The sequence below is a fragment of the Mesorhizobium sp. USDA 4132 genome, assembly GCF_056279545.1.
Genome location: NZ_JBWCCP010000001.1, coordinates 4043523 through 4068530, shown reverse-complemented (window position 1 = coordinate 4068530; position 25008 = coordinate 4043523). Strand labels below are relative to the sequence as shown.

The following is a 25008-nucleotide window of genomic DNA, read 5'->3' as shown; positions in this document are numbered from 1 at the left end:
AACAGACATGTACGCTACCAGCTATCATCGTGCATCCTCGGTGGAAGATGCCGTCAAGCTCAAGTCCGCCAACGAGGAGGGCAAATACCTTTCCGGCGGCATGACCTTGATCGCCACCATGAAACAGCGGCTCGCCGCGCCGAGCGACCTGATCGACCTTCGCCATATCTCGACGCTGCGCGGGATTTCGATCGACGGCCGCAAGGTGACGATCGGGGCTGCCACGCCGCATGCGGACGTTGCCGCTTCGCGTGAGCTTGCCGCTATCTGTCCGGCGATCTGCAAGCTCGCCGGCCATATCGGCGACCCGCATGTGCGTCACATGGGCACGATCGGCGGTTCCATCGCCAACAACGATCCGGCGGCGGATTATCCCGCCGGCCTGCTCGGGCTCGGCGCGACCATCGTCACCGACCGGCGTTCGATCTCGGCCGACGATTTCTTCACCGGTCTCTTCGAGACCGCACTGGAGGAGGGCGAGATGGTGACCTCGGTCACCTTCAATGCACCGGAAAAGGCCGGCTACGCCAAGTTCAACAATCCGGCCTCGCGTTTTGCAATGACCGGCGTGTTTGTCGCCAAAACCGCCGGCGGCGTGCGTGTCGCGGTGACGGGCGCCGGCTCATCGGGCGTTTTCCGTCATCCCGGCTTTGAACAGGCGCTTGGTTCGAACTGGTCGGCAGATGCGCTGAGCAATGTCGCGGTCGACGCCTCCAACCTGATGGCGGACATGCACGCGAACGCGGAATACCGCGCCAACCTGGTGAAGGTCATGGCGAAAAGGGCGGTGGCGTCTGCCGGTTGAGGCGAATCGAGATCGCCGATAAAAACCTGGAAGAGCGGCGAAACCGCTCTTCTTTTTGCTGCTTGACGTGGATCAATTCTCACATTTTCGAAATCGCTTACCTTTTTATTGGAATAATTCAAAAAAAGCGGGCCTTTTGCCGCAGGTTGGTTCTATTCGCGCGGTCCGGGGTTGACGAAAAGCGTGGCTGAAACCAAAACCGAGGTAGGTTCTGGAGTGTGAGCATGGACTTCGAGGCATTTTTCAAGAGCGAACTGGACGGACTTCACGGGGAAGGCCGTTACCGGGTGTTCGCCGATCTGGAGAGGCATCGCGGCAATTTTCCCCGCGCCACGCGCCATACTCCCGATGGTCCGAAGGAAGTGACCGTCTGGTGTTCCAACGATTATCTCGGCATGGGCCAGCACCCCGCCGTGATCGAGGCGATGAAAGAAGCCATCGATCACTGTGGCGCGGGTGCGGGAGGCACCCGGAATATTTCTGGCACGACGCACTATCACGTGGTTCTTGAACAGGAACTGGCGGACCTGCACGGCAAGGAAGCGGCGCTGATCTTCAATTCCGGCTATATGTCGAACTGGGCGACGCTCGGCACGCTCGGCCAGAAAATCCCCGGCCTGATCATCTTCTCCGACGCGCTGAACCACGCGTCGATGATCGAAGGCATTCGCTACGCCAAGTGCGAGCGGGTGATCTGGAAGCACAACGACCTCAATGACCTCGAAGCAAAGCTGGCGGCAGCCGATCCGAATGCGCCGAAGCTGATCGCCTTCGAAAGCATCTATTCGATGGATGGCGACATTTCGCCGATCAAGGAAATCTGCGATCTTGCCGATAAATACGGCGCGATGACCTATCTCGACGAAGTGCATGCGGTCGGCATGTACGGCCCGCGCGGCGGCGGCATTGCCGAACGCGAAGGCCTGATGGACCGCCTGACGATCATCGAAGGCACGCTCGGCAAGTCCTTCGGGGTGATGGGCGGTTATATCGCCGCATCGACTGCGCTCTGCGACTTCATCCGTTCTTTCGCCTCGGGCTTCATCTTCACGACCGCCCTGCCGCCGGCGCTGGCAGCCGGGGCGATTGCCTCGATCCGGCATCTGAAGGCAAGCCCGTTCGAGCGCGCCCGCCATCAGGACCGTGTCCGCAAGCTGCGCACGATGCTGGATCAACAGGGCATTCCGCATATGCACAACCCGAGCCATATCGTGCCGGTCATGGTCGGCGATGCGGCCAAGTGCAAGTGGATCTCGGATATCCTGCTCGATACCTGCGGCGTTTATGTGCAGCCGATCAACTATCCGACCGTGCCGCGCAAGACCGAACGCCTGCGCATCACCCCGACGCCGCTGCATAGCGACGCCGATATCGAACACCTGGTCGGCTCGCTGCACCAGCTTTGGTCGCGTTGCGCGCTGGCGCGGCACGTGGCTTGAACGATCAACAAAGATCCGAATAACGCATGGCCGCGCTCACGCGGCCATTTCTTTTTGCGCGACGATCTTTCCGGCGCGGCGCCGCGCCTCGGCATCGGCCGCAAATACCCCATCCATCGTCGTTGCGGGCGGATAGCCCACCATTTCATCCATCACCTGTTCGGCAATATCGGCCATGTTGAGAAAACCGATGCGGCCGGCGCAGAAGGCATGGAAGGCAATCTCTTCGGCGGCGTTCATGACCGCACCCTGTACGCCACCGCGTTCGAGGGCGGTGCGCGCCAGCCTTAGCGCCGGAAAACGAACCTCGTCAGGGGCCTCGAAATCCAGCCTTGCGAGCTTTGCGAAATCCAGCCGTTCGACGTCGAGCTTCGAGCGGTTCGGGTAGCTGAGCGCATAACCGATCGCAGTGCGCATGTCCGGACAGCCGAGCTGGGCCAGCACCGAGCCGTCGGCATAACCGACCATGGAATGGATGACCGATTGGGGATGGACGATCACCTCGATCTGGTCGGGACGCAGGGCGAAGAGATGTTTCGCCTCGATCATCTCCAGTGCCTTATTGAACATCGAGGCGCTGCCGATCGAGATTTTCAGGCCCATCGACCAGTTCGGGTGGGCGCGGGCGATATCCGCAGTAACGCCCGCCATCTGCTCGCGGGTCCAGGTGCGGAAGGGCCCGCCGGACGCGGTGAGCACGATGCGTTCGACCGCGTGGTGCTGGTCGTCTTCGAGCGACTGGAAGATGGCGCTGTGTTCGCTGTCGACCGGGATCAGCCGTCCGCCGCCCTCAGTGACCGCCTTGACGAACAGTTCGCCGGCGGAGACCAAGCATTCCTTGTTGGCAAGCGCGATATCGGCGCCGCGCTCCGCTGCGGCGAGCGTCGGGGCAAGGCCGGCGGTGCCGACGATCGCCGCCATGACCCAGTCGGACGGGCGCGCACCCGCTTCGATCAGCGCCCCACGGCCGGCGGCGACCTCTATGCCGGTGCCGGCAAGCGCGTCCTTCAGCGCCGCATACTGGCGGTCGTCGGCGGTAACCGCGAGTTTCGCGCCACAAGCCTTGGCCTGTTCGGCCAAAAGCGCAATATTGCTGTTGCCGGTGATTGCCACGACCTCGAAGGCTTCGCGGCCGCCGAGTTGGTTCACCACATCCAACGTATTGACGCCGATCGAGCCGGTGGAACCGAGGATGCTGATGCGGCGCTTGCCGGTTTCGGCCATGCTGTTTTCCATTTCCTAAAGCTGCCGTTGGTCTACAAGCGAAAGCCACGGCTCACAAGAGCGGGCTTGAATTCGGCCCGGCTGCGACCAAGTGCAGCTTGCACGACGGGTACTCTTTGCGCGAAGTGGGACGATGAACGAACACCGTGAAATTCAGACGACTTGCGTGATCGCCGGCGCCGGCCCGGCGGGGCTGATGCTCGGCCTCCTGCTGGCGCGGGCCGGCATCGATGTGACGGTCGTCGAAAAGCACGCGGATTTCCTGCGCGATTTCCGCGGCGACACGATCCATCCCTCGACGCTGGAAGTGATGCACGAACTCGGCCTGATCGACGAATTCCTCAAATTGCCTCACACCCGAGCACCGAAGCTTTCGGCCGAAATGGGCGGCAAGACGATCACGATTGCAGATTTTTCGCGGCTGCCGGTCAAGAACCGCTTCATAGCTTTCATGCCGCAATGGGATTTTCTGAGTTTTCTTGCTGAAAAGGCGCAAGGCTTTCCGAATTTCCGGCTGATCATGCAGGCGAAGGTCGTGGACGTGCTGGAGGAGCAGGGCGCAATTTCGGGCCTCGTCCTGGAGACGCCGGAAGGAGAGCTCACCATCCGCTCGACGCTTGTCGTCGGCGCCGACGGCCGCAATTCGATCGTGCGGGAAAAGGCTCGCCTCGATGTCGAGAGTTTCGGCATGCCGAGCGAAGTCGTCTGGATGAAGCTGTCGAAACAGAAAGGTGATCCGAACGAGGTGATGGGGCATGCCGGACCGCGCCAGGGTTTCGTGCTGATCGACCGCGGCGACTATTGGCAGTGCGGGTATGTGATCCGCCGCACCACGTTCGCGGAGATCCGCGAGAGGGGCATCAAGGCTTTTCGGCAGATGGTGATCGACGTTTCACCGCTGCCGGCCGAGCGGATGCAGGAGGTCCGCAGTTTCGACGACACCAACCTGCTGACGGTGCGCATCGACCGGCTGAAGCAGTGGTGGCGGACGGGGTTGATCTGCATCGGCGACGCGGCCCATGCGATGTCGCCGATCGGCGGCGTCGGCGTCAACCTGGCAATCCAGGATGCGGTGGCGGCCGCCAATATCCTGGCCGCACCGCTGCGTGAGAGGCGCCTTGCCGATGCCGATCTCGCCGCCATCGAAAAGCGCCGCGGGTTTCCGACCAGGGCGACCCAAAAGCTGCAGTTGATGATGAGGAGCAGCCGGCGCACCGATGAAGGAGACGACCGGAAGCGCAAGGGGCCGCCGGCCTTCATCCGGGGGATTGCCCGCTTTCCGCTGCTCGCCCATCTCGCCGGCCGGCTGATCGGGCTCGGGTTCCGCATGGAGCATGTGCGGGTAAAACAAGGCAACCTTTGACGACCCGGCGTCGTTGATCGGCAAACGATCGAGGTTTTGCCATGCTCATGCTCGGAAGAATGCTGACGATGGCGATGGCGCTGCTGGGCGGGATCTTCTTTTCCCAGGCGCCGGAATTCGCGCAGCAATACCGCCAGCGGATCGGCGGAGCGCTCGATGAGCTCAAGATCATGATCTCGGAATTCGACGCCCAGGCCAACCATAACGGCCTCGACCGCCAGGAGGCACTCAACATCTATTCGGCCTCGCCGCAGACCTTCCTGCGCAATCAGGGCGAAGCGATGCGGCGGACCTTTTCGCGTTACGAGATGCTCGCCGAGCAACAGAAAGAGCTGACCCTGGCGCCGCCGTTCACCAAGCCGTTCGTGGTGATGCGCAATCCTGATTCGACGACGTTTGCGAATGCCTGGCGTGATTTCGTGCCGGGCGTGCCGGTCGATTTCGCAGGCCTCACCTGGGCCGCGGGCGGGCTCTTCTGCGGCTGGCTGATTGCGGCACTTCTCGGCGCTGCCCGCCGCGGCGTCGTTCGCACTGTAAGGCGGCCGAAACGGATGGACCAGACGTCGACAATTGCCTGATAAACGAGGGTGGTGATCCCAGATGGATTCGAACCATCGGCCTCAGGATTAGGAATCCTGCGCTCTATCCTGCTGAGCTATGGGACCACGTGAGGAATTCCATACAAAAGGCGAGGCGTTTAGCCAAGCCTTTTCCTCTGCCTCATTCCGTCAACCGCTGTTCGGCGAGCCGAACCCAGTAGGAAATGCCGTAGGAAATCGCCTCGTCGTCGAAATCGTAATGCGGGTTGTGCAGCGCTGCCGTATCGCCGTTGCCGATGAAGATGAAGGCGCCGGGGCGGCGTTTCAGCATGAAGGCGAAATCTTCGCCGGCCATGGTTGGCTCGACATTGGTGTCGACATTCGCGGCGCCGACCACTTCCGTGGCGACGCCGATCGCATGCTCCGTTTCGAGGTCATGATTGAAGGTAACCGGGCACTGGCGGTAATAATCGATCTCCGCCTCGGCGCCGTGGGCACTGACGATGCCCTCGACGATCTGGCGGATGCGGTTTTCGGCAAGGTCGCGGGTCGCCTCGCTGAGGGTCCTCACCGTGCCCCAGAGCGTCGCCTGGTCGGGAATGATGTTATAGGCCGTGCCGGCGTCGAAGCGGGTCACCGAAATGACGACCGAGTGGACCGGGTCTGCGTTGCGGGCGGCGATCGCCTGCAGGCTGCCGACCAGCTGCGAGCCGATGAAGATCGGGTCGATGGTCCTGTGCGGCTGGGCCGCATGGCCGCCGCGGCCCTTGATGGTGATGGTGAAGCGGTCGGGTGCCGCCATGATGCCGCCCTTGCGGATGGCGAACTGGCCGAGCGGAATGCCGGGCATGTTGTGCATGCCGTAGACTTCCTCGATGCCGAAACGCTCCATCATGCCGTCGTCGACCATCGCCAGCGCGCCAGCGCCGCCCTCTTCGGCGGGCTGGAAGATCAGTGCCACGGTGCCGTTGAAATTGCGGGTTTCCGCGAGGTATTTCGCCGCACCCAGGAGCATCGACGTGTGGCCGTCGTGGCCGCAGGCGTGCATCTTGCCGGGGACCTTCGACGCCCAGGGTTTGCCGGTGATTTCGGTGAGCGGCAGCGCGTCCATGTCGGCGCGAAGGCCGATCGTGCGGCCGCCCGGGCCCTTGCCGCGAATGACGCCGACGACGCCGGTGCGGCCGATGCCGGGCACCACTTCGTCGACGCCGAATTCCTTCAGCTTCTGTTCCACGAAGGAGGCGGTGTTCTCGACCTCGTAAAGAATCTCAGGATTTTCATGAAGATATCGTCGCCACTCGCTGACTTCGCCCTGAAGTTCGGCGGCTCGGTTCAAAATCGGCATAATGTTCCCTGTTGCTGGCTGGTCACGCGGTTATGACAAGTCCTCCCGGCCGGAGTGTGCCTGTCATGATTGACGTAATCAATCTTCTTTGCCATTGCTTGGCCACATACGCCGCATATGCGCCGCACTCGTTAAAGCCGTAACAACGAGGGAAACCCTTGCCGACTTCAAGCCTCCGATCCGTGTCTGCCACCCGGTTGATTTCTGCCGTGACGGCCATTGGGCTTTTCGTATCCGCGGGCAGCGCTGCCGCCAATCCGAAGATCGTTGTCGATGCGAAGACCGGCAAGGTGATTGCCCATGAGGACGCCTTCCTGAAATGGTATCCGGCGTCGCTGACCAAGCTGATGACCGCTTACGTTGCCTTCAAGGCCCTGAAGAGCGGCAAGCTCTCGCTCGAGACGCCGGTGGTGATGAGCAAGTGGGCGACCGACCAGCCGGCGAGCAAGATGTATTTCACGCCCGGCACGACGATGACGATGGACAACGCGCTGAAGATGATGCTCGTCAAGTCGGCCAACGACATGGCGGTTGCGGTGGCCGAGGCCGTCGGGGGCACTCAGGAGCAGTTCGTGGCAATGATGAATGCCCAGGCCAAGGCGCTCGGCATGAGTTCGACCCAATACATCAATCCGCACGGCCTGCCGGGCAAGGGCCAGTTCTCGACTGCTCGCGACCTGGCGCTGCTGACGCTGAGGCTCAAGCAGGATTTCCCGGAATACCAGAGCTATTTTTCGCTTGAGGGCATCGATACCGGCACCAAGCAATATCCCAACTTCAACACGCTGATCGGCCGGTTCGACGGCGCCGACGGCATGAAGACCGGCTTCATCTGTGCCTCCGGGTTCAACCAGATCGGTTCCGCGACGCGGGATGGCCGCTCGGTGATCTCCGTGGTGCTGGGCTCGGATAGCCTCGCCGGCCGAGCCGACGACACCGCCAACCTGCTGCAACAGGGACTCACCTCGACGACGGCCGGGGGCGTGGCACTGCCGGCGCTTGCGCCCTATGGCGATACGGCTGAGGTCAACGACGTCAGCGCCGAGATCTGCAATCCGAAGGCCGCAAAAGTGCGCAGCGAAACGCGTGACGATGCGGGCCGCACCATCCAGCATTCGCCCTATATCCATGAAATGGTCCGGCCGCCCGTCTATGCGCTGCTCGCCCTGCTTTCCGGCGGCGAGGCTCCGCCACCGCCGCCGAAGGGCGCCAAGAAGGCAGCGGTCGCCGCGAATGCCCTCAATGTGCCGATCCCGCAGCCGCGTCCGACATTCTGAACGAGAATAGATCATGTCCTCTGCCCGCAACCGGATTCCCGTCTCCATCCTCACCGGGTTTCTCGGCGCAGGAAAATCGACCCTGCTGAACCGCATCCTGAAGGATCCGGGCACCAGTGATACGGCCGTGATCATCAACGAGTTCGGCGAGGTCGGGATCGACAACTTCCTGGTCGAAGCGTCCGGCGATGCGCTGCTGGAGATTGCCAATGGCTGCCTCTGCTGCACGGTGCGCGGCGAACTGGTGGATTCGCTCGCTTCGATCATGGACGGCATCCAGACCGGCCGCCTGAGGCCGATCCGCCGCATCGTCATCGAAACGACGGGCCTTGCGAATCCTGCGCCGGTCATGCAGTCGGTGATGGGTAACCCGGTCATCGCGCAGAATTTCGAGCTCGACGGCGTCATCACGGTGGTTGATGCGGTGAACGGCGTCTCCACGCTCGACCGTCATCAGGAGGCGGTGAAGCAGGTGGCGGTGGCCGACCGGCTGATCATCTCCAAACAGTCAATGGCGGACGCTTCCCAGCTGGCGGCGCTGAAAAGCCGGCTCGCCGCGCTCAATCCGCGGGCGCTGGTCGTCGATGGAGACAGTGAGGAGGCCGGCACGGCCGCCATTCTGGTGAACGGCCTCTACGACCCGGCGACAAAGATCGCCGATGTCGATCGCTGGCTGCACGACGAGATGGCGAGCGATGCCGAAGAGCATCATCATCACGATCATGGTCATGACCACCACGATGATCATCACCATGGCCACGAGCACCACGGGCATGGCCATCACCACCATAACCATGACGTGAACCGCCATGGCGACGACATCCGCTCCTTCTCGATCATCCACGAGAGGCCGATCGATCCGATGGCGATCGAGATGTTCATCGACCTGCTGCGCTCCGCCCATGGCGAAAAGCTGCTCCGGATGAAGGCGATTGTGGCGCTGTCGGATAATCCGGATCGTCCGCTGGTGCTGCATGGGGTGCAGAGCGTCTTCCATCCGCCGCAGCGCCTGCCGAAATGGCCTGACGGCTCCGACCGGCGCACCCGCATGGTGCTGATCACTCAAGGGTTGGAAGAAGCTTTCGTCTCGGATCTTTTTGCCGCATTCACCGGCCAGCCCCGCGTCGACCGGCCGGACCGCGCGGCGCTGGAGGACAATCCGCTTGCCGTTCCCGGCCTTCGGATGTAGGCCCGCTCAACCTTTGCGGATCAGAAACCGGTGTCCCGTGTCGGTCTTTTCCGAGCGGACCAGTTCGTGGCCTTCCTGATTGCAGAAATGGGGGATGTCGATGCCGGCCAGGGGATCGGTAGTTTCGATCGCAAGCTCCGTGCCGCTTGGCATGCCTTTCAGCCGGCGCCGCGTCTTCAGGACGGGCAGGGGACACTTCAGGCCTCTCAGATCGTAGAGGCCTGCGGTCTCAAAGCTCATTCCTGGCTCCAGAACTTCCAGAACGGCTTTTTCTTTTCTTCGCTGATCGGCGGTGCTGCATAGGCAAGTGGGTTCTGAGCCGGGATCGGAACCGTGGCGGTCGTGCCCTGCGCCGTCGTGACGGTCGGGACCGTACCGGTGCTCTGTGCGACATTGTTCTGCGCGTTGGGGCCGGCTGCCGGCAGGCGGTCCTGCTTCATGCGGTCGGCGGCGGAACCGGCACGGAAGGTGACGGGCGAGGCGGAGGCAAGCACGGTATTAGCCGGCTTGTTCTGGGAGGCCATCCGCTTTTCCATCATCTCCTGGAACTCCGACTGGCTCAGCAGCTTGCCGGCTTCGAGCGAGGTTCCGGTCGGCGCATAGGCGATATCGCGGCCCTTGCGCTTGCCGGCGACCACTGCCTTGCGCTCGGCTTCGGTCGGCTCGTACCAGACCTTGCCGTCGAACTTCTCCAGCGCCTTCGCGTAAGTCACCTGATAGGTCTTTTCGTAGGAGGTGAGCGCCGCCGAGAGGGCCGGCGGAGTGGACATGGGCGGGCAGGCTGAGGCGGGAGCGAAAGTGCCGTTGCTATCGGCCTGCTGGTTGAAGACATACTTCTTGTCGCAGACGTTGACTTCCGGCGGGCGCTTGGTGACTTCGAAATTGTCGTAGCCGGTCTTCAGCATCTTCCAGAAGTCGAAATTCTGGCTGTCGCGGTGACGCGCCATGTTTTCGGCGGTCATGCGGAAGGGAAGCGCCTGCAACTGCACCGAGGTCTGGCCGCCCTTGAAGGCGTCACGCGCGAAGGCATAGATTTCCAGGACCTGTTCGTCGGTCATCGAATAGCAGCCGGAGGATGAACAGGCGCCGTGGATCATCAGGTTCGATCCGCTGCGGCCGTTGGCGGCATCGTAGCGGTTCGGGAAGCCGGTGTTGATGGCGAGGTAATATTTGGAATTCGGGTTCAGGTGCGCCGGCGTCAGGTTATAGAAGCCTTCCGGAGCCTGCCGGTCGCCTTCCTTGACCTTGGGGCCGAGCTTCCCGGACCAGGCGCAGATGTCGTAGCTCTTGATCACCTCGAAGCGGTTGTCAGCTCTCGCCTTCCAGACCTCCAGCTTGCCCTCTTCCTTGAGGATGCGGATCATGATCGGCGAATTGCGCGGCATGTCCTTCTTCTGCATCTCGGCGAGAATGCTCGAAGGCAGGGGCTGCTCGACCTTGTTCTTGACGCTCTTCAGGTCGACGCTCGCGGAATCGAGCGTATCGTTGCAGCCCGTCAGGGCTGTTGCCACGAGGAGGGCGAAAGCGATGTGTTTCAGGCGCATCGAGACGGACCACATAGACTTGGAACGACGAACGAATTCGGTACAGGACTTCTAGGAATAAAGCGGTAATCTTTACATATTCTTAACCGCTTGCGCCGGCCTGTCCAGCAAAACCGCCCAGGCCCCAATGTTATCAGCAATATGGCCAAATTTGGCTATTTGAGCGGCGGACAGCCGGAGATCACAGATTACGGCCGATATCGAGGAATTTCTGCCGGCGTGCAGCCCGCACTTCCTCGCCCGAAAGCCTGCCGAGATCTTCCAGCGCCGAAGCGATGACCTTGCCCGTCGCGGTGATGACGGCCTCGGGCTCGCGATGCGCCCCGCCGACTGGCTCCGGGATGATGTCGTCGATGATGCCGAGACCCTTCAGGTCTTCGGCGGTGATCTTCATGTTGGTCGCAGCCTCGCGGGCGCGGGTCGAATCGCGCCAGAGGATCGATGCCGCGCCTTCCGGGGAGATGACCGAATAGATCGAATGTTCGAGCATGTAGACGCGGTTGCCGGTGGCGATCGCGATGGCGCCGCCGGAGCCGCCTTCGCCGATCACGACCGAAACCATCGGCACCTTCAGGCCCAGGCACATTTCGGTCGAGCGGGCGATCGCCTCCGCCTGGCCGCGTTCCTCGGCGCCGACGCCGGGATAGGCGCCTGCAGTGTCGATGAGGGTGATGACCGGCAGGTGGAAACGATCGGCCATTTCCATGACGCGGATTGCCTTGCGATAGCCTTCCGGACGCGCGCTGCCGAAATTGTGCTTGAGACGCGTCTTGGTGTCATGGCCCTTTTCCTGGCCGATGACGGCGACGGGCATGCCGTTGAAGCGGGCAAGGCCGGCCTGGATGGCGGCGTCCTCGCCGAAATTGCGGTCGCCGGCGAGCGGCGTGAAATCGGTGAACAAGTGGGCGGAGTAATCGAGGAAATGCGGTCGCTGCGGATGGCGCGCGACCTGCGTTTTCTCCCAGGCGCCAAGCTTGGAATAGATTTCCCTTGTGGCTTCCCTGACCCGGGTCTCCAACCTGCCGATTTCCTCGGACGTATCGATGCTTTCGTCCTCGGAGGCGAGCTTTTTGAGCTCGTGAATCTTGCCTTCGAGGTCCGAGATTGGCTTTTCGAAATCGAGATAAGTCTGCATGAGAGCCGGTTTCCGGTTGTTTTATCTCAGGAACACGGAGTTCCCATTTTGTGTTTGGGGCCTCTAATCCCGGTTTTTGGCCTGTTTTGCAAGAGGGTGGTGTGTTTGAACCAGCTCTCGCAGCCTTTCTTCCAGTACATGCGTGTAGATTTGAGTGGTGGAAATGTCGGAATGGCCGAGCAGTTCCTGCACAACGCGAAGGTCTGCCCCGTTCTGGAGGAGGTGGCTTGCGAAAGCATGGCGCATCACATGGGGAGAGATTGCGGCGGCTCTAAGTCCGGCGCGCGCCGCCAGACCCTTGAGATCGCGGGCAAACACCTGCCTTGGCAGGTAGCCCCCTTTGCCGGTCGAAGGAAACAGCCAAGGGCTGTCGCCGGTCTTTGCGAGTGCCAGCCGCCGGACCTCGCCATAGGATGCGACGGCCGCGATCGCAGAACGGGAAAGCGGCACGAGGCGCTCCTTGTTGCCCTTGCCGCGGATGATCAGGAAACGGCCCTCCTGGTCGAGAACCTTGATCGGCAGCGATACCAGTTCGCTGACGCGCATGCCGGTCGCGTAGAGCAGTTCGAGCAGCGCCAGCATTCTGAGACGCCCAAGCTGGTCCGGCCCCGCTTCGCCGGCTTCCTTGGCGGCGAGGTCCAGCAGGCGCGTCACCTCGTCCTCGCTCATGATCTTCGGCAGCGAACGGCCTTTTTTCGGCGCGTCCAGGATCGCGGTCGGGTCATCGCCGCGCAGGCCCTCGGCATAGAGGAATTTGTAGAACTGCCGCATCGCCGACAGTTTTCTTGCCTGGGACGAAGCGGCAAAACCCTGGGCGCCGAGATGGGCGAGATAGGCGGAGAGACTGGCGCTTTCAGCCGTCAGGGCCGAGGTGTTGCTGGCAACGAGGAAGGACTGCAGATCTTCGAGATCGCGTTCGTAAGAGGTGAGCGTGTTGCCGGCGGCTCCCCGCTCGGCGCTCATCATTTCGAGAAAGGCTTCGATATGAGCTCGGGAAAGATCGGCCATGTTCCCTGCCGTTATTGTTTCGGCGCTGCCGGGTTCAACCTCTCGGAAGGAATGCGCACCGTCACATCGCGCTCGTGCGGGTCCACCAGCATGACGAGAGCCACCATGCTTCCATAAACGATGCCTGCGATCGCCGCCAGCACGAAGAGGAAACGGAAAAGGGTGGGCATTCACGACTCCTGGGGGTTGCGTCGCAATATATCGATAAAGGTTTACATATCGGCAAGAACAAACAATCCCCCGCATTCTTTGAGGGTTGCGACGGCTTGACGCTGCCGATGCATTTGTCGATACCGTTTTCTCGAAACGGACCTAACGATGACAGAAGCCGCAACCTCCGCCGCACCCGCCCTCAGCGAAAAGGCGCGCGCCGTTCTCGGCAAGCGCAACCTGATCTTCGTCGGGCTGATGGGGGCAGGCAAATCGGCGATCGGCCGGCTGGTGGCGCAGAACCTTTCGATTCCCTTCATCGATACGGATGCGGAGATCGAGAAGGTTTCCCGCATGACCATCAGCGAACTTTTTGCGGCTTACGGCGAAACGGAGTTCCGGGCATTGGAAACCAGGGTCATCGAGCGGCTGCTGAGGGGCGGCCCGCGCGTGGTTTCGACCGGCGGCGGCGCCTTCATCAATGAGAACACCCGCCACCAGATCAAGATCGGCGGCATTTCCATTTGGCTGAAGGCAGATCTCGACGTTTTGTGGGAACGGGTGAACAAACGCGACCACCGGCCGTTGCTGAAAACCGAGAACCCCAAGCAGACGCTCGAAAATCTGATGATCCAGCGTTATCCGATCTATGCCGAGGCCGACGTAACGGTGCGGTCCGAAAATGTCCGCAAGGACGTAGTGGTCAACGAGGTGCTCTCCGCGGTGGCCAATCTGTCCGGCGAAGATGAATTGCCCAGCGAAGGTGAATTGCAATGAACATGTCTTCCCGATCCGAGGCCCGATCCGAGGAACGCGCCCCGGAGCGTCTGGTGCACGTGCCGCTCGGCGAACGGGCCTATGACATCCTGATCGGCCCCGGCCTGATCACGCGTGCCGGCGGCGAGATCACCGCGCGGCTGAAGGGCCGCAAGGCAGCCATCGTCACCGACGAGCACGTCGCGCCGCTTTATCTCGAAGCGCTGATGGACAGCCTGCAGACGGACGGGATCGAAGCCGTGTCGCTGACGCTTCCCGCCGGCGAAAAGACCAAGAGCCTCGAACATCTGGCGACCGTCACCGACATGGTGCTTTCGGCCCGTATCGAACGCAACGACGCGGTGATAGCGCTCGGCGGCGGCGTGATCGGCGATCTTGCCGGGTTTGCTGCCGGCATCGTCAGGCGTGGCGTGCGCTTCGTGCAGATCCCGACCTCGCTTCTGGCGCAGGTCGATTCGTCGGTCGGCGGCAAGACCGGTATCAACACCCGCCACGGCAAGAACCTGCTCGGCGTCTTCCATCAGCCGGACCTCGTTCTCGCCGATACCGCGGTGCTTGATTCGCTCTCCCAGCGCGAATTCCGGGCCGGTTATGCGGAAGTAGCGAAATACGGACTGATCGACCAGCCGGATTTCTTCGCGTGGCTCGAAAAGAACTGGAAAGCCGTATTTGCCGGCGGTCCGGAGCGGATCGAGGCGATTGCGATCAGCTGCCAGGCGAAATCCGACGTGGTGGTCGAGGACGAGCGCGAGACCGGCCGGCGGGCATTGCTCAATCTCGGCCACACGTTCGGCCACGCGCTAGAAGCGGCAACCGAATATGACAGCAGCCGCCTCGTGCATGGCGAAGGCGTCGCGATCGGCATGGTTCTCGCGCACCAGTTCTCGGCGCGCCTGAACCTTGCAAGCCCGGACGACGCGGCGCGGGTGACGGCCCATCTCAAGGCCGTCGGCCTGCCAACGTCGATGAGCGATATTCCCGGAAAACTGCCGCCGACCGAAAAGCTGCTCGATGCAATTGCGCAGGACAAGAAAGTGATGAGCGGCAAGCTCACCTTCATCCTCACCCATGGCATCGGTCAGTCCTTCGTCGCCAACGACGTGCCGTCGTCCGAAGTCTTGAGTTTCCTGGAGGAAAAACGGCCGAAATGACGTCCAAACAGGGCCTCAAGTCGCGTGCTGTCAACGCGGTGATCCGCGGGTTTCTTCGCGCGCTCGGCGTTTCCCTGTCGGAACAGACCCTGGCGCTTTCCAGCCATGACGATCTGCACGCCGCTCTCGATATCGTTCATCGCGACGGAAATTTCGAAAAGCAGGACCGCGACCGGCTGAACGGCCTCTTCGAACTCGAGGAGCTCGAAGTCTCCGACGTGATGCGGCACCGCACGGTCATGCGGGCGGTCAATGCCGACGACCCGCCGGAAGTGGCGGTGCGCACCGTGCTTGAAAGCCCCTATACGCGCATGCCGCTCTGGCGCAATTCGACCGAGAATATCATCGGCGTCGTTCACGCCAAGGATCTGCTTCGGGCGCTCGCCGAGCCGAATGTCGAGCCGGAAAACCTCGATATCGTCAAGATCGCCCAAAAACCATGGTTCGTGCCCGACAGCACCAGCCTCAAGGACCAGCTCAGCGCCTTCCTGCGACGCAAGGGGCATTTCGCGGTCGTCGTCGACGAATATGGCGAGGTACAGGGCATCGTCACGCTCGAAGACATCCTTGAGGAGATCGTCGGCGACATTGCCGACGAACACGATATCGAGATCCAGGGCGTGCGCCAGGAGGCGGACGGTTCGATCGTCGTTGACGGTTCGGTGCCGATCCGCGATCTGAACCGCGCGCTCGACTGGAGCCTGCCGGATGAGGAAGCGACGACGATCGCCGGCCTCGTCATCCACGAATCGAAGCTGATCCCGGAAGAACGGCAGGCGTTTACGTTCTATGGCAAGCGCTTCACGGTCATGAAGCGCGAGAAAAACCGCATTACGCGGCTGCGCATCCGCCCGGTGGGAGATGCGGCGCTGCCGGCGGAGTAGCTTTCGTGTTGCGAAAGGCTTTCAGTCTGGCGCTGAAATTGGCGGCTTTCGGCGCATAGTTGAGATCTCTGTCATAGCAGCAAGTGCTAAGCGCTTGGGTTGTTAAACATCGCCGGCAAGTAGGTCCCGCCGTTCTCCATGTCTGTAGCGCGCTGTTGCAGCCAATATAGAAACTGGTGGATCGAGGTGGTGGTTTGATCACCATTGCCAGCGCTAAAAGAGTATTTTTTTGATTCTCCGCTTTCAATCAGGTGGCTGATGTACTCAATCTTGTCGTCGAGGTCTTTGGCAGGGATTGTGGCGACGTTGGTCTCGTTCATCGAATTGTTTTCGAGATTGTCGGCATAGAGTCCGGGATTTGCCTGTCTTTGCGCGTTAAATTCCGCCTCGTCGCGAGCCGCATTAGCGCGAATGGCCGCGACTTCCGCCTTCATCGCTTCAGTCGGCTGAAATCCAACGACAGGTGGCAGGCGTTTCACCTCGATACCAGCATATCTGGAAGGATCCCATTTTTCCTCAAGCTCCCGCCTTGTATGGGGGCGGGGCTCAGCGAGCCTGTTCTGAATCTGGCCGTCAAGATATCCGGCGGCGTCAATTTGACGGGCAGCGTCTATCCTCTGCTCATCAGGCCATGAGTCCGGCGTGACCAGGAAAGCCTTTGCTTTGAACTCTTCTTCCGGGTCAGCAATGCCAGCGCGCAGCCTCGCCTTGAGGTCCTCTCGCGCATTGATTTGCTGCTCGTCAGCAACCAACTCTTCTTCGCTGTAGCGGATTGATCCGGCTTGTATGACGAGGGCTTCGATTTCTTTCGTCGGTGCGCCATTTGTAACGGCTGCTTGGACCCTTTTCGCGGCATCCTCACGCGCTTGAAATGTGCTTCCCGACTGAGCGCGTAGATTTCGGGAATAATCCAGACCAGTTCCAGACGATGCTACCGACGAGACCATTTATCCACTCCCGAAAGTTGACGATAACTCGGCGTTCGTTATCAACCATGGCTTGTGCAAAGCTGAATTCTGCAAGGAGAGAATTTCCAGGGCCAGCGTCTCCCCGTCAGCTATCGGGAAACGGCGGCGGGTCGGCCAAAGCGATATCCCACAAAGAATGATGCCCGTACCTTGGCCTCTCGCTAGGTCATCCCTATCTAAGCCTTGTCACCAGCGCGTCGGCTCACCCGGTGCCGAGGCTTCCACCGCGAGTGCGTGGAGGCCGGCATCGAGTTCCGGCTTCAGCAGGGCATTCACCGTCCGATGCCGGTCGAGCCGGCTCATTCCGGAAAATTTTTTCGAAACGATGCGGACCCGCATATGGGTTTCGCCGGTTCCGGTGATGTCGGGCTGATGGCCGGCGTGCTGATGGCTTTCATCGATGACGATCAGCCGTTCCGGCTCAAGATTGTCGGTAAGCGTGATTTCGATTCGGGATTTGACGGACATCGCGGTCTCCGTTGCGACGCAAAAGGGCATCTCACAAACCAGTAAGAAAGGATTTTGTCAATTCTTGCCGCGCCCTCTTCGTCGCCCCATAATGAGGGCCTTATGAAACTAGATTCCAAATATTTCGACCGCATCCGGACGCGCAAGAACAGGCAGCAGGAAGCTGTGCCTGAAGCGCCCACTTGCCAATGGGACGGGTGCGACAAACCCGGCGTCCATCGTGCACCCGTTGGCCGCAACGCGGAAGGCCAGTTCTTTCTGTTCTGTTTCGAACATGTCAGGGAATACAACAAGGGCTATAACTATTTCTCCGGCCTCTCGGACAGCGAGATCGCCCGTTACCAGAAAGAGGCGATCACCGGCCATCGTCCGACCTGGACCGTCGGCGTCAACAAGGCCGCCAAGGATGCCCCGCTTCATTCGACGGCGCGTTCGGGGGCTGCCGGCGCCACCGGCGCCCAGCAGCGCTTCAGGGATCCGTTCGGCTTCGTGTCGAGTGCGCGGGCGGCCGGCCCCCGTTTCCAGACGCAGGGGCGCAAGCTGAAGACATTGGAAGCCAAAGCCTTCGATACGATGGAGTTGGCGGCCAATGCGTCGGCTGCGGAGATCAAGACCCGCTACAAGGAACTGGTCAAGAAACACCATCCGGATGCGAATGGCGGCGACCGCGGTTCGGAAGAACGTTTTCGTGCCGTCATTCAAGCATATCAGTTGTTGAAGCAGGCGGGTTTCTGCTAAGCCGTAAAAATTATGGCAGTAAGGATGACGGCCGGGCGGCGGCTCGCGCCTTGGAGAGACGATGAGTAAGATTGATCTAGATATTTCAAACCTTCCCGATACCACCGTTTCGGTCAGGGAAGTCTTCGGCATCGACAGCGATATCAGGGTTCCGGCATATAGCAGCGGCGACCCCTACGTACCGGATCTCGACCCGGACTACTTGTTCGATCGAGATACGACGCTCGCCATTCTCGCCGGCTTTGCGCATAACCGACGCGTCATGGTGTCCGGCTTCCACGGCACCGGCAAGTCCACCCATATCGAGCAGGTCGCCGCCCGCCTCAACTGGCCGTGCGTGCGTATCAACCTCGACAGCCATGTCAGCCGTATCGATCTCGTCGGCAAGGACGCGATCGTGCTGAAGGATGGCAAGCAGGTCACCGAATTCAAGGACGGCATCCTGCCCTGGGCCTACCAGCACAATGTCGCGCTCGTCTTCGACGAATACGATGCCGGCCGCCCGGACGTCATGTTCGTCATCCAGCGCGTTCTGGAATCCTCCGGCCGCCTGACCCTGCTCGACCAGAGCCGTGTCATCCGTCCTCACCCGGCATTCCGCATCTTCGCGACCGCCAACACGGTCGGCCTCGGCGATACGACCGGCCTTTATCACGGCACACAGCAGATCAACCAGGCGCAGATGGACCGCTGGTCGATCGTGACGACGCTGAACTATCTGCCGCACCAGAAGGAAGTCGACATCGTCGCCGCCAAGGTCAAGTCCTTCGGTCGCACGGCCGAGGGCCGCGAGACGGTATCGAAGATGGTGCGCGTCGCGGATCTTACCCGTTCGGCCTTCATCAACGGCGATCTCTCGACCGTGATGAGCCCGCGTACCGTCATCACCTGGGCGGAAAACGCCGAGATCTTCGGTGACATTGCGTTTGCTTTCCGCATCACCTTCCTCAACAAGTGCGACGAACTGGAACGCACGCTGGTCGCCGAACAGTACCAGCGCGCCTTCGGCGTCGAGCTGAAGGAAAGTGCCGCCAACATCGTTCTCGGAGCCTAAGCGGAGACGAGATCATGGCAGGTCGCGGAGACAATTCGAAAGCCAAATCCGGCGGTCCGGTCGATACCGAACCGTTGCGGCGGGCAATTACCGGCTGCGTGCGTTCCATCGCCGGTGACGCGGAAGTCGAGGTCACGTTCGCCAACGAGCGTCCGGGCCTTGCCGGCGAGCGCATCCGCCTGCCGGAAATCTCCAAGCGACCGACGGCACACGAGCTCGCGGTGACCCGCGGGCTCGGCGATTCCATGGCGCTGCGGATCGCCTGCCACGACACGAACGTGCATGCCAGCATGTCGCCGCAGAGTGCCGATGCCCGCGTCGTCTTCGATGCCGTCGAGCAGGCGCGCGTCGAGTCGATCGGTGCATTGCGGATGGCCGGCATGGCGTCGAACCTCAGTTCGATGCATGCGGAAAAATACTCGAAGGCGAATTTCTCTGGCGTCGAACGGCAGGAAGACGCGCCGATCGGCGAAGCGGTTGCCATGCTGGTGCGCGAGAAGCTCACCGGCATCAAGCCGCCGGCGAGTGCCGGCAAGGTGCTCGATCTCTGGCGTCCGTTCATCGAGGACAAGGCGGCCGGCGATCTCGACAACCTCCGCAACGTGATCGAGGACCAGCAGGCGTTCGCCAAGCTGGTGCGGCACATGCTGACCTCCATGCAGATGGCGGAGGAGTTTGCCGACGACGATGCCGAGCCGGAGGAGATGGAGAACCCGGACCAGGAAGACCAGCCGCGCAGCAACGAGACCGAGAACGACGAGGTCGAGGAAGAAGCCGGCTCCGACGCCGCACCTGCCGAGCAGAGCGACGCGTCCGACGAGGAAATGGACGACGGCGAGATGGACGGCGCGGAAATGTCCGACGACGACATGTCGGACGACAGCGACGAACATTCCGAAACACCCGGCGAAACCCGGCGGCCCAACAGCCCGTTCGACGATTTCAACGAGAAGGTCGACTACAAGATCTTCACCCAGGAATTCGACGAGGAAATCACGGCCGAAGAGCTTTGCGACGAAGCGGAACTCGACCGGTTGCGGGCCTTCCTCGACAAGCAGCTCGCCCACCTTCAGGGCGCCGTCGGCCGGCTTGCCAACCGGCTGCAGCGCCGCCTGATGGCGCAGCAGAACCGCTCCTGGGACTTCGATCTCGAAGAGGGGTATCTCGATCCGGCCCGTCTGGTGCGCCTGATCATCGATCCAATGCAGCCGCTCTCCTTCAAGAAGGAGCGCGACACGCAGTTCCGCGATACGGTCGTCACTCTCGTCATCGACAATTCCGGCTCGATGCGTGGCCGGCCGATCACGGTCGCCGCCACCTGCGCCGACATCCTTGCCCGCACGCTGGAGCGCTGCGGCGTCAAGGTCGAGATACTCGGCTTTACCACCAAGGCCTGGAAGGGCGGGCAGGCGCGCGAAAAGTGGCTGGCGAGCGGCAAGCCGCCGACGCCCGGCCGCCTCAACGACCTGCGCCATATCGTCTACAAGTCGGCCGATGCGCCCTGGCGCCGCTCGCGCCGCAACCTCGGCCTGATGATGCGCGAAGGCCTGCTCAAGGAAAACATCGACGGCGAAGCGCTGATGTGGGCGCATAACCGTCTGATCGCCCGCCGCGAACAGCGCAAGATCCTGATGATGATTTCGGATGGCGCGCCGGTCGACGATTCGACGCTGTCGGTCAATCCGGGCAATTATCTCGAACGGCATCTTCGGGCCGTGATCGAACAGATCGAGACGCGCTCGCCGGTGGAGCTGCTGGCAATCGGCATCGGCCACGACGTCACGCGCTATTATCGCAAGGCCGTGACCATCGTCGATGCGGACGAGCTTGCCGGGGCAATGACCGAGCAGCTTGCCGAACTGTTTGCGGAAAACGGCAGGCAGCAGGGCCGCATGCGACGGGCCAGCTGAGGTCCGCCGCTTGAAACTTTCCCGCCTCGTCGTCTGGGCCGGCCTTTTTGGCGTCATCGCTTTCCCGGTGGCGCCGGCCACCGAAAATATATCGGTCAGGGCGCGCGCGATCACCGAATTCAAGCGCGGTTCGGCGGAAACACGCTTTGGATCGCTCGAATTTCTCGGTGGAATCGAATTTTCATCGTCCGATAGCCGGCTGCAGTCGCTGTCGAGCATCCGCTTTCGCGCCGATGGCGAAAGGTTCGTGTCGGTGCTCGATACCGGTTCCTGGCTGACCGGCCGCATCGAGCGGGATGCCAAGGGGCGCCTCACCAACCTCGCCGATCTCGCCATCAATCCGATCCTCATCCGCGGCGGCCGGGTCGGTTCGAAATATACGTCGGACGCCGAGGGGTTGGCGCTGAGGGACGGCCAGGCGATCGTCAGCTTTGAGCAACTGCATCGCGTCGATGCCTATCCCGATCCGGGGTTCGAGACCTCCGCTCCCCTGAAAAGCCTTGATCTGCCGATCCCCCGCCACGAGTTCCGGATGAATGCGGGCATGGAGACGGTGGCGGTCTCGCCCCAGGCCAGTCCGCTCAAGGGATCGCCCATCGTGGTCACCGAGCATAGCCTCGATGACCAGGGGAACCTTTTCGCCGCCATCCTGGAAGGGCCGCTCAAGGGCGTGTTCACGGTGGTGCGGCACGATCCCTTCGACGCGACCGATGGGGCCTTCCTGCCAAACGGCGATTTCCTGCTGCTCGAACGTCGGTTCAGCTTTCTCGGCGGTCTCGGCATGCGCATCCGCCTCATCAAGGGCGACAGCATCCGCCCCGGCGCTGTCGTCGACGGCGAAGTGCTCGTCGATGCCGACATGGGTTATGCCATCGACAACATGGAAGGGCTCGACGTCATCACCGGGCCCGAGGGCAAGCCGCACCTCATCCTGATTTCGGATGACAACGGCAATCTGCTGCAGCGTAACGTGATGCTGGAATTCCGCCTGACGCAATGATGCCAGGCGGAATGTCTGCGCTTGAGTTTTAGCGGGCCGGAGCGACCTGCGGCATCGGCTTCAGCACGTTCATCAGCGCGCCATAGGGCAGGAGCAGGACGACGCCGACCAGAACCTTGACCACGAGGTCGCCGAGCGCCCAGGAGATCCAGCGTGGGGCCACTGCGGCAAACGCGCCGAGGATCGGTGCAGACTGGATGGCGAAATCCTCGTTCGGGCCGATGAAGGCGAAGAGCGGGGCGAAGGCCAGCGAGAAGAACAGGATCGTATCGATCACGGTGCCGATCAGCGATGCCGCCAGCGGCGCCTTCCACCAGGTCTTGCGGCGCAGTTCATTGAACACCGAGATGTCGAGAAGCTGGCCAATCAGGAAGGCTGTGCCGGATGCGATGGCGATGCGCGGAACGGAAATCCAGAAGGACAGCGCGACGCCGACGACGAAACCGACGAGCACGACGCGTCGCGCAATCGAGGGACCGAACTGGCGATTGGTGAGGTCAGTGATCAGGAATGCGACGGGATAGGTGAAGGCGCCCCAGGTAAGGAGATCGCCAAGGGCGATGCCCCAGAGCGTTCCCGTGACCGGAAACTGCACCAGGAAATTGGAGGCGCCGACGATGGCCGCCATCAGCAGGGCATAGATGAAAGTATAGCGTGAGCTCAGCATTTTTTTATCCTGGGTGATGCCACCAGTTGGAGTTTTATGAAGGCCAAGAGAAAAGGCTTGGCCGGTATTACCCGTTCAAGCCTTGTTCAAAGCCGGATGATTTGTCGTCAGACCGATTAGGCCGCAGCAGCGACTTCGGCGGTCTTCTTGACGATCTGGCGGCGCAGCAAGCGGGCGCGCATCGACAGTTCGGTCTCGTTGGACTTCAACAGGAAGGCATCGAGGCCGCCACGATGCTCGACGGAGCGCAGAGCGTGCGCCGAAACGCGCAGGCGATAACGCTGGCCGAGAGCGTCGGAGATCAACGTGACCTGGCACAGGTTCGGCAGGAACCGACGGCGGGTCTTGTTGTTGGCGTGGCTTACGTTGTTGCCGGTCAGAACGCCCTTACCGGTCAGTTCGCACACACGAGACATGGATACACCTTTGTTCTTCTGCAATCGGATGGTACTTCCGGACAATGCCCGGCGCGCCGATCCAACTGGTCCTGAGTGGAAAGTTGCGGTTCTATAGTCAGTGGGGCTCGTCGCGTCAAGCCAAAACCTTGGCCTAACCCTAAGAGAATCCGCTGCCAGTGCCCTGACGCCGCTATTTTCTTGCCATGATGCACCGTCTATATGTCTCCAGGAAGACGCTTTTCGGCGTCCTCATCGGTCAGGGCAGAATCATGAACCTTCACGGCTGTTTCGTCAGTGCCTTCGTGCTCGTCTTCGGGTTCACGACCGTTCCGCTCGGCTCGGCGGAAATCCGACATGTCAGCGAATACGATATTTCGCTCGGGATCCTGCCGATCGCCAAGGCATCATTCGCGAGCGAATTCAACAGCAGCGATTACAAGATCACCGGCACGTTCAAATCGGCCGGGATCGTCAACATCATCAGCCGCATCTCCGCCGAGACCAGCGTCAGCGGGCGAATGCAGGCCGACAAGCTGCAGGCCGATCGCTACAACCTCGTCTACAGCGCCGGCCGGCGCACGCGTGTCTACGACGTCGAGTACCGCAACGGCAATGTCACCGAGACGACTGTCAAGCCCGAGCCGACCCGCAATCCGGAAACCTGGATTCCTGTGACGGACAAGGACCTGCATGCGGTTCTCGACCCGTTGAGTGGCCTCATCTTCCCGGGTGACGCCAAGGTCTGCCCCAGTCGGCTGCCGATCTACGATGGCGAGTCGCGCATGGACCTGGTGTTGACGCCGAAGGGCACCAGGCCGTTTTCGACTGACGGTTTCAAGGGTGAGGCGATCGTCTGTTCGATCCGCTACCTTCCGAGGTCGGGCTTCAAGCGCGGGCGCAGCGATATCGAATACTTGCGCAAGACGCCGATGGAAATCTGGTTTGCCAAAGCGCAATCGGTAAATGTATATGCTCCGGTCTACGCCGTCATCCCGACAAGGATGGGGCAGGTTTACGTGACGGCCGTCAAATATGGCGGTTGAATAAGGCGCCCGCCCGGGCGCCCAAGGGGGCAGGGGTGAAAATCCGGGGAACGTTGATCGGTTTTACGGCGATCCTGATGTGGTCGCTGCTGGCCCTGATGACGGCTGCATCCGGAAAAGTGCCGCCTTTCCAGATGAGCGCGATGACGTTCGCGATCGGCAGCCTGCCGGGCATCGTGCTTTTTATCGTCAGGCCCGAGCGTATCGCGCTCCTGAAGCAGCCGCCGAAGGTTTGGATCACCGGCATCGGCGGCCTATTCGGTTATCATTTTCTGTATTTCACGGCGCTCCGCAACGCACCGGCCGTCGAGGCGGGGCTGATCGCCTATCTCTGGCCGCTGTTCATCGTCGTCGGTTCGGCCCTGCTGCCGGGAGAAAGGCTGCGCTGGTATCACATGGCTGGTGCTGTCGCCGGGCTTTGCGGCACGATCGCCATCGTTTCCCGCAACGGGCTTGCCTTCGACGACGCCTATCTCATGGGTTATGGCGCCGCCTTTCTCTGCGCCTTCACCTGGTCCGGTTATTCGCTGCTGACACGGCGCTTCGACCGGGTTTCGACCGATGTCGTCACCGGTTTCTGCCTCGGCACCTCGCTGCTGTCGCTGATCTGCCATCTGGCGCTTGAGACAACCGTCTGGCCGGCTAATGGCGGCGAGTGGGCGGCGGTGGTCGGGCTTGGTCTGCTGCCGGTCGGCGCGGCCTTCTATGCCTGGGACTACGGTGTCAAGAACGGCGATATCCAGATCATCGGCGCGGCCAGTTATGCGGCGCCGCTGCTGTCGACGCTGATTCTGGTCGCATCGGGTTTTGCCGAAGCGAACTGGAACATCCTGTTGGCCTGCCTGCTGATCACCGGAGGGGCGGTGCTGGCGGCGCGGGATATGTTCCGGCCGAAGCCAATTGCGGAAGCCGCGGCCGAATAGGCGTTCCTG

The 25008-nt window shown here is 61.6% G+C and carries 25 protein-coding genes, 1 tRNA gene and 1 pseudogene; 15 read left to right on the top strand and 12 right to left on the bottom strand.

The features are described 5' to 3' along the window. Window positions 1-7: 7 nt before the first annotated feature. Window positions 8-805 (top strand): FAD binding domain-containing protein, encoded by a 798-nt coding sequence (locus ACZ9IU_RS20385; protein ID WP_038546423.1) that lies wholly within the window; start codon window positions 8-10, stop codon window positions 803-805. A 224-nt stretch (window positions 806-1029) separates the two neighbouring features. Continuing rightward, window positions 1030-2244, top strand: coding sequence for a 5-aminolevulinate synthase (gene hemA / locus ACZ9IU_RS20380; RefSeq protein WP_038546420.1), 1215 nt, complete (start codon window positions 1030-1032; stop codon window positions 2242-2244). A 36-nt stretch (window positions 2245-2280) separates the two neighbouring features. On the opposite strand, the gene dxr is transcribed toward hemA, so the two are convergent. Continuing rightward, entirely contained in the window at window positions 2281-3468 is a 1188-nt protein-coding gene (gene dxr / locus ACZ9IU_RS20375; RefSeq protein WP_038546417.1) for a 1-deoxy-D-xylulose-5-phosphate reductoisomerase, read from the bottom strand. Between the two features lie 133 nt (window positions 3469-3601). On the opposite strand from dxr, the gene ACZ9IU_RS20370 reads away from it, so the two are divergent. Both ACZ9IU_RS20370 and ACZ9IU_RS20365 read left to right on the top strand, forming a co-directional pair. Beyond that, on the top strand, window positions 3602-4831 hold the full coding sequence (locus ACZ9IU_RS20370) for an FAD-dependent oxidoreductase (protein WP_038546414.1): 1230 nt from the start codon (window positions 3602-3604) through the stop codon (window positions 4829-4831). Between the two features lie 41 nt (window positions 4832-4872). Next, window positions 4873-5409 (top strand): DUF2937 family protein, encoded by a 537-nt coding sequence (locus tag ACZ9IU_RS20365; protein WP_038546410.1) that lies wholly within the window; start codon window positions 4873-4875, stop codon window positions 5407-5409. Window positions 5410-5419: 10 nt separating this feature from the next. On the opposite strand, the gene ACZ9IU_RS20360 is transcribed toward ACZ9IU_RS20365, so the two are convergent. Next, a tRNA-Arg gene (locus ACZ9IU_RS20360) sits at window positions 5420-5496 on the bottom strand. Between the two features lie 55 nt (window positions 5497-5551). Then, entirely contained in the window at window positions 5552-6715 is a 1164-nt protein-coding gene (locus tag ACZ9IU_RS20355) for a M20 aminoacylase family protein (RefSeq protein WP_038546406.1), read from the bottom strand. A 200-nt stretch (window positions 6716-6915) separates the two neighbouring features. Between ACZ9IU_RS20355 and ACZ9IU_RS20350 the strand changes: the two genes are divergently transcribed. Further along, window positions 6916-7992 carry a D-alanyl-D-alanine carboxypeptidase family protein gene (locus ACZ9IU_RS20350; protein ID WP_437179062.1) on the top strand — a complete coding sequence of 359 codons (1077 nt, stop codon included), beginning with the start codon at window positions 6916-6918 and terminating at the stop codon, window positions 7990-7992. Window positions 7993-8005: 13 nt separating this feature from the next. After that, window positions 8006-9181 carry a CobW family GTP-binding protein gene (locus ACZ9IU_RS20345; RefSeq protein WP_038546400.1) on the top strand — a complete coding sequence of 392 codons (1176 nt, stop codon included), beginning with the start codon at window positions 8006-8008 and terminating at the stop codon, window positions 9179-9181. A 6-nt stretch (window positions 9182-9187) separates the two neighbouring features. On the opposite strand, the gene ACZ9IU_RS20340 is transcribed toward ACZ9IU_RS20345, so the two are convergent. The 5 genes from ACZ9IU_RS20340 to ACZ9IU_RS20320 form a co-directional block, all read right to left on the bottom strand. Then, the gene (locus ACZ9IU_RS20340; protein WP_038546397.1) at window positions 9188-9421 is read right to left on the bottom strand and encodes a sulfurtransferase TusA family protein; all 234 of its coding nucleotides are present in this window, start codon (window positions 9419-9421) and stop codon (window positions 9188-9190) included. After that, window positions 9418-10725 carry a L,D-transpeptidase family protein gene (locus tag ACZ9IU_RS20335; protein ID WP_038549768.1) on the bottom strand — a complete coding sequence of 436 codons (1308 nt, stop codon included), beginning with the start codon at window positions 10723-10725 and terminating at the stop codon, window positions 9418-9420. Before ACZ9IU_RS20335 ends, ACZ9IU_RS20340 begins: the two co-directional genes overlap by 4 nt. A 181-nt stretch (window positions 10726-10906) precedes the next feature. Then, window positions 10907-11860, bottom strand: a complete 954-nt coding sequence (locus ACZ9IU_RS20330) for an acetyl-CoA carboxylase carboxyltransferase subunit alpha (RefSeq protein ID WP_038546395.1) — start codon at window positions 11858-11860, stop codon at window positions 10907-10909. A 63-nt stretch (window positions 11861-11923) separates the two neighbouring features. Beyond that, the gene (gene xerD / locus ACZ9IU_RS20325; protein ID WP_038546392.1) at window positions 11924-12868 is read right to left on the bottom strand and encodes a site-specific tyrosine recombinase XerD; all 945 of its coding nucleotides are present in this window, start codon (window positions 12866-12868) and stop codon (window positions 11924-11926) included. An 11-nt stretch (window positions 12869-12879) separates the two neighbouring features. Further along, on the bottom strand, window positions 12880-13038 hold the full coding sequence (locus ACZ9IU_RS20320; RefSeq protein WP_038546390.1) for a hypothetical protein: 159 nt from the start codon (window positions 13036-13038) through the stop codon (window positions 12880-12882). 148 nt (window positions 13039-13186) lie between these two features. Here ACZ9IU_RS20320 and ACZ9IU_RS20315 point away from each other — a divergent pair, with 148 nt between their 5' ends. The 3 genes and pseudogenes from ACZ9IU_RS20315 to ACZ9IU_RS20305 all read left to right on the top strand — a co-directional run. Continuing rightward, window positions 13187-13795: a shikimate kinase gene (locus ACZ9IU_RS20315; protein WP_038546387.1), complete on the top strand. Its 609-nt coding sequence runs from the start codon at window positions 13187-13189 to the stop codon at window positions 13793-13795. After that, window positions 13792-14946 carry a 3-dehydroquinate synthase gene (gene aroB / locus ACZ9IU_RS20310; RefSeq protein ID WP_173426761.1) on the top strand — a complete coding sequence of 385 codons (1155 nt, stop codon included), beginning with the start codon at window positions 13792-13794 and terminating at the stop codon, window positions 14944-14946. The genes ACZ9IU_RS20315 and aroB overlap by 4 nt, the downstream gene beginning before the upstream one ends. Before the next feature lie 11 nt (window positions 14947-14957). Further along, a pseudogene (locus tag ACZ9IU_RS20305) lies at window positions 14958-15830 on the top strand (HlyC/CorC family transporter); the annotation flags it as partial. Window positions 15831-15916: 86 nt separating this feature from the next. On the opposite strand, the gene ACZ9IU_RS20300 reads toward ACZ9IU_RS20305, so the two are convergent. Both ACZ9IU_RS20300 and ACZ9IU_RS20295 read right to left on the bottom strand, forming a co-directional pair. Next, a complete protein-coding gene (locus ACZ9IU_RS20300) occupies window positions 15917-16777 on the bottom strand; it encodes a hypothetical protein (protein WP_157885187.1) in 861 nt (286 codons plus the stop codon). 207 nt (window positions 16778-16984) lie between these two features. Continuing rightward, window positions 16985-17266, bottom strand: coding sequence for a BolA family protein (locus ACZ9IU_RS20295; RefSeq protein WP_038549763.1), 282 nt, complete (start codon window positions 17264-17266; stop codon window positions 16985-16987). A gap of 102 nt (window positions 17267-17368) precedes the next feature. Between ACZ9IU_RS20295 and ACZ9IU_RS20290 the strand changes: the two genes are divergently transcribed. From ACZ9IU_RS20290 to ACZ9IU_RS20275, 4 genes are all read left to right on the top strand, one after another. Next, window positions 17369-18004 (top strand): J domain-containing protein, encoded by a 636-nt coding sequence (locus ACZ9IU_RS20290; protein WP_038546382.1) that lies wholly within the window; start codon window positions 17369-17371, stop codon window positions 18002-18004. A gap of 61 nt (window positions 18005-18065) precedes the next feature. Continuing rightward, window positions 18066-19058 carry a cobaltochelatase subunit CobS gene (gene cobS, locus ACZ9IU_RS20285; RefSeq protein ID WP_038546380.1) on the top strand — a complete coding sequence of 331 codons (993 nt, stop codon included), beginning with the start codon at window positions 18066-18068 and terminating at the stop codon, window positions 19056-19058. A 14-nt stretch (window positions 19059-19072) separates the two neighbouring features. Further along, the gene (cobT, locus tag ACZ9IU_RS20280) at window positions 19073-20968 is read left to right on the top strand and encodes a cobaltochelatase subunit CobT (RefSeq protein WP_038546378.1); all 1896 of its coding nucleotides are present in this window, start codon (window positions 19073-19075) and stop codon (window positions 20966-20968) included. 10 nt (window positions 20969-20978) lie between these two features. Next, window positions 20979-21968, top strand: a complete 990-nt coding sequence (locus tag ACZ9IU_RS20275; RefSeq protein WP_038546376.1) for an esterase-like activity of phytase family protein — start codon at window positions 20979-20981, stop codon at window positions 21966-21968. A gap of 28 nt (window positions 21969-21996) precedes the next feature. Here the strand turns inward: ACZ9IU_RS20275 and ACZ9IU_RS20270 are convergent, their stop codons facing one another. Beyond that, the gene (locus ACZ9IU_RS20270; protein WP_038546374.1) at window positions 21997-22635 is read right to left on the bottom strand and encodes a queuosine precursor transporter; all 639 of its coding nucleotides are present in this window, start codon (window positions 22633-22635) and stop codon (window positions 21997-21999) included. 116 nt (window positions 22636-22751) lie between these two features. After that, window positions 22752-23051, bottom strand: coding sequence for a 50S ribosomal protein L28 (gene rpmB / locus ACZ9IU_RS20265; protein WP_038546370.1), 300 nt, complete (start codon window positions 23049-23051; stop codon window positions 22752-22754). A gap of 251 nt (window positions 23052-23302) precedes the next feature. On the opposite strand from rpmB, the gene ACZ9IU_RS20260 reads away from it, so the two are divergent. Together ACZ9IU_RS20260 and yddG are read left to right on the top strand one after the other, a co-directional pair. Beyond that, window positions 23303-24076 carry a DUF3108 domain-containing protein gene (locus ACZ9IU_RS20260; protein ID WP_051900201.1) on the top strand — a complete coding sequence of 258 codons (774 nt, stop codon included), beginning with the start codon at window positions 23303-23305 and terminating at the stop codon, window positions 24074-24076. Between the two features lie 35 nt (window positions 24077-24111). Next, a complete protein-coding gene (yddG, locus tag ACZ9IU_RS20255) occupies window positions 24112-24999 on the top strand; it encodes an aromatic amino acid exporter YddG (protein WP_038546367.1) in 888 nt (295 codons plus the stop codon). Window positions 25000-25008: the final 9 nt, after the last annotated feature.

Excerpts from the sequence above, each read along its gene's own strand:
- rpmB (WP_038546370.1), bottom strand. The coding sequence starts at position 23,051 with ATGTCTCGTGTGTGCGAACTGACCGGTAAGGGCGTTCTGACCGGCAAC.
- ACZ9IU_RS20295 (WP_038549763.1), bottom strand. The coding sequence starts at position 17,266 with ATGTCCGTCAAATCCCGAATCGAAATCACGCTTACCGACAATCTTGAG.
- ACZ9IU_RS20260 (WP_051900201.1), top strand. The coding sequence starts at position 23,303 with ATGAACCTTCACGGCTGTTTCGTCAGTGCCTTCGTGCTCGTCTTCGGG.
- ACZ9IU_RS20335 (WP_038549768.1), bottom strand. The coding sequence starts at position 10,725 with ATGCGCCTGAAACACATCGCTTTCGCCCTCCTCGTGGCAACAGCCCTG.
- ACZ9IU_RS20330 (WP_038546395.1), bottom strand. The coding sequence starts at position 11,860 with ATGCAGACTTATCTCGATTTCGAAAAGCCAATCTCGGACCTCGAAGGC.
- cobT (WP_038546378.1), top strand. The coding sequence starts at position 19,073 with ATGGCAGGTCGCGGAGACAATTCGAAAGCCAAATCCGGCGGTCCGGTC.
- ACZ9IU_RS20290 (WP_038546382.1), top strand. The coding sequence starts at position 17,369 with ATGAAACTAGATTCCAAATATTTCGACCGCATCCGGACGCGCAAGAAC.
- ACZ9IU_RS20300 (WP_157885187.1), bottom strand. The coding sequence starts at position 16,777 with ATGGTCTCGTCGGTAGCATCGTCTGGAACTGGTCTGGATTATTCCCGA.
- ACZ9IU_RS20355 (WP_038546406.1), bottom strand. The coding sequence starts at position 6,715 with ATGCCGATTTTGAACCGAGCCGCCGAACTTCAGGGCGAAGTCAGCGAG.
- aroB (WP_173426761.1), top strand. The coding sequence starts at position 13,792 with ATGAACATGTCTTCCCGATCCGAGGCCCGATCCGAGGAACGCGCCCCG.
- xerD (WP_038546392.1), bottom strand. The coding sequence starts at position 12,868 with ATGGCCGATCTTTCCCGAGCTCATATCGAAGCCTTTCTCGAAATGATG.
- ACZ9IU_RS20320 (WP_038546390.1), bottom strand. The coding sequence starts at position 13,038 with ATGCCCACCCTTTTCCGTTTCCTCTTCGTGCTGGCGGCGATCGCAGGC.
- ACZ9IU_RS20270 (WP_038546374.1), bottom strand. The coding sequence starts at position 22,635 with ATGCTGAGCTCACGCTATACTTTCATCTATGCCCTGCTGATGGCGGCC.
- hemA (WP_038546420.1), top strand. The coding sequence starts at position 1,030 with ATGGACTTCGAGGCATTTTTCAAGAGCGAACTGGACGGACTTCACGGG.
- dxr (WP_038546417.1), bottom strand. The coding sequence starts at position 3,468 with ATGGCCGAAACCGGCAAGCGCCGCATCAGCATCCTCGGTTCCACCGGC.
- cobS (WP_038546380.1), top strand. The coding sequence starts at position 18,066 with ATGAGTAAGATTGATCTAGATATTTCAAACCTTCCCGATACCACCGTT.
- ACZ9IU_RS20370 (WP_038546414.1), top strand. The coding sequence starts at position 3,602 with ATGAACGAACACCGTGAAATTCAGACGACTTGCGTGATCGCCGGCGCC.
- ACZ9IU_RS20340 (WP_038546397.1), bottom strand. The coding sequence starts at position 9,421 with ATGAGCTTTGAGACCGCAGGCCTCTACGATCTGAGAGGCCTGAAGTGT.
- ACZ9IU_RS20315 (WP_038546387.1), top strand. The coding sequence starts at position 13,187 with ATGACAGAAGCCGCAACCTCCGCCGCACCCGCCCTCAGCGAAAAGGCG.
- ACZ9IU_RS20365 (WP_038546410.1), top strand. The coding sequence starts at position 4,873 with ATGCTCATGCTCGGAAGAATGCTGACGATGGCGATGGCGCTGCTGGGC.
- ACZ9IU_RS20345 (WP_038546400.1), top strand. The coding sequence starts at position 8,006 with ATGTCCTCTGCCCGCAACCGGATTCCCGTCTCCATCCTCACCGGGTTT.
- ACZ9IU_RS20385 (WP_038546423.1), top strand. The coding sequence starts at position 8 with ATGTACGCTACCAGCTATCATCGTGCATCCTCGGTGGAAGATGCCGTC.